Source organism: Planomonospora algeriensis (assembly GCF_977012225.1).
Map to the genome: position 1 here is coordinate 1 of NZ_CDRNDK010001190.1, position 231 is coordinate 231.

Consider the following 231-nt stretch of genomic DNA (forward strand, 5'->3'; position numbering starts at 1 on the left):
CGAGTACTTCGGCTCGATGATCAACATGGACGATCCCCGGCACGCGCGGCTGCGGCGCATCGTGTCCCGGGCCTTCACCCCGAAGATGATCGGCCGGTTCGAGGCCGACGTCCAGGCCGAGGCCACCCGGATCGTCGACGCCCTCATCGCCGGGGGTCCCGGGTGCGACTTCGTCACCGAGGTGGCCGCCCGGCTCCCTTTGAAGATCATCTGCGACATGATGGGCATCCC

1 pseudogene is annotated in these 231 nt (G+C 68.0%); it reads left to right on the forward strand.

What is annotated here, in order from left to right:
- Positions 1–231: pseudogene (locus ACWJ6R_RS38375) on the forward strand (cytochrome P450); the annotation flags it as partial.